Annotated in this window: 2 protein-coding genes and 1 pseudogene; 2 read left to right on the top strand and 1 reads right to left on the bottom strand. The window is 46.3% G+C overall.

Features of this window, described 5'->3' with window-relative positions:
- On the bottom strand, positions 1-823 hold an 823-nt coding region (locus RMO35_RS03415), incomplete at its 3' end, for a pentapeptide repeat-containing protein (RefSeq protein ID WP_309738564.1).
- Positions 824-935: 112 nt separating this feature from the next.
- Here RMO35_RS03415 and RMO35_RS03410 point away from each other — a divergent pair.
- Both RMO35_RS03410 and ndk read left to right on the top strand, forming a co-directional pair.
- Positions 936-1,652 (top strand): hypothetical protein, encoded by a 717-nt coding sequence (locus RMO35_RS03410; protein ID WP_309738562.1) that lies wholly within the window; start codon positions 936-938, stop codon positions 1,650-1,652.
- Positions 1,653-1,821: 169 nt separating this feature from the next.
- Positions 1,822-2,268, top strand: a pseudogene (gene ndk / locus RMO35_RS03405) (nucleoside-diphosphate kinase); the annotation flags it as partial.
- Positions 2,269-2,378: the final 110 nt, after the last annotated feature.

The following is a 2,378-nucleotide window of genomic DNA, read 5'->3' as shown; positions in this document are numbered from 1 at the left end:
CTTTGACTAAATCGCAACCACTTAAATTAGCCCGAATTAAATTGGCATCGCTAATATCCGCCCACCGTAAGTCAGCTCGCGAGAGATCGGCACCTGCTAACATCACCCCCAAATCGATGACACGCACGCCATGTAGGCGATCTTCATCATAACCGCCATCACCATCTAAGATCGCTCGACCGAGCCTGCGATCGCGCCTAAGTGGTGTCAGGAGCTTGGACTGAGATAGGAACCGCAGCACTTTAGCTTTACCCGCAGCATCGATACTCCCGAGCAGCGCCGCCGTGCGTCCTGCGGCAAAGGCTTGCTCCTGCGGCCAATCTTCGAGGAAACCATCGTCATCGAGCACGAGATCGGAAATCCCCTGAAAATAGGTATCGATCGTCTGCTGTTGAGTGAGCACGTTTTGTTGGGTAGTAAGTCGATTCTGCTCGATCGTCAGGTCGCGCGAGATAATATACTGTCGCCAAGCAATATATACTGCTAAAATAGCAATCAAAATCTGACCGAATGCGCCACCCCACTCGCCTGAAGCACCGACAGCATTCCAATCGATCCGATCGGAAAAGCTACTGACATACTCAAAAAATTCGAGAATCTGGAGCAAGCCGACTAGCGCAATCAGGACGGTAATCGAGGCAACTAATTGTAAGCGTTGCGCTGGCGAGAGTGAATCTAGCAGTTCCTGTCGAATACCGCGATAGATAATTGGAATTGATAATACTAGTGCGATCGCACATCCAGCGGCAGCAATCCAGGTGTTGTTGAGCCATAATCCGCACACCATAATGGCGATCGCTATCAGATTTCCCCAGATTGTCATGTTCTATGCAAAATACCTAGTCGATCGGGTTGGGATAGTTTTATTTTTTAGTCTCTATGATGTCATAATAACATTTTTTGTTCGCATTCAAAGGGTTAGTTTTTTTATCAAGATGACAAAAATTATATTTAAGTTACTTGGAGTTGCTTTAATCGCAACTATTGGCGGTGCCTATTATGTTTGGCAACAAGCGATTCAAGTACCTGAAGAATACAGTAAAGCTAATACCGACGAAAAAATAGATAGTCAGTCTCTACCATTGCAACCGAGTCAAATTACCGAACGTGCCGCAGTCACCAAGCAAAAGATCTCAGCACCGATCGAGCGCGCTCGATCCGGTCAAAAAGTGAATGTCAAACTTAGCGATCGAGACCTGAATAACTTAGTAGTAGCAAAGCTCGCAACTTCACAGCAAAACAAGCAAATCCCGCTCGGAATTAAAGGCATCAAGACAAATATTAAAGACGGCAAGATTTATACAGGTGCAATGGTTAATCTGGACAAATTAACACATAACGGTCAACCCGGCAGCCAAACGGCAGCTTTAGCGAAGCTGACCGATAAATTAACCTTTTTAAAAGGTCGAGATGTCTATATCGGGGTGGTTGGTAAACCTACACTTACAGGCGATCGGATTGAGTTTGCATCGGACACTCAAATCAAGGTCGGCAACATGAATTTCACGATCGCCCAGTTAGCCGAAAACCTGGGTGTATCCGCAGAAAAACTCCAACAAACGATCGATCTTCAATTGCAGCAACAGAACCTTAAAGTCAATCGGATCGATATTAGAAATAATGGACTTGAAATCGAAGGTTCAAAGAAATAGCCAAGCTAGTTATCAAATTAATATTACTGTTGCAGGTCTGAAAAATAGTAGAGGATTGAATGTTTTAAGCCCTAAAACCTAAAACCTAAAACCTAACATCTACCTAAAGGATCGCGAATACAACTATAATCTGTGGTTGGCAAGCCCATACATATTTTAGGAGTTCACGGTGGAACGGACATTTATCGCAATCAAGCCCGACGGCGTTCAGCGTGGTTTAGTTGGTGAAATCATTCGGCGGTTAGAAACCAAAGGCTTTACCCTCGTTGCCTTAAAATTATTGCACCCCAGCCGTGCATTAGCCGAACAGCATTATGCCGTTCACAAAGAAAGACCTTTCTTCAGCGGTTTAGTTGATTTTATTACTTCCGGCCCAGTCGTAGCAATGGTCTGGCAAGGCGATGGCGTCGTCGCAGCCTCCCGCCTGACGATCGGAGCTACCAATCCCTTAGTATCGCCTCCCGGCACGATTCGCGGCGATCTGGGCATCAATATCGGTCGCAATCTGATTCACGGTTCCGACGCTGTGGAAACCGCTCAGAGCGAAATTGCACTGTGGTTTAAAGAAGAAGAATTAGTCAGTTGGACACCTACAGTATCCCCTTGGGTGGCGGAAAAAACACCGACTGAAGTCGTTGCTGGTGGTACAACGTCTGCCTACGCAGACTGGACGTTACAGACTGCGTAGCCAGACTTGGCAACACTAGCCGCGACTTCCAGACGCTA

The sequence above is a fragment of the Chamaesiphon sp. OTE_20_metabat_361 genome (genome assembly GCF_031364565.1).
Note: the sequence above shows the minus strand (reverse complement) of the source record. Positions and strands in the feature narration are given on the sequence as shown.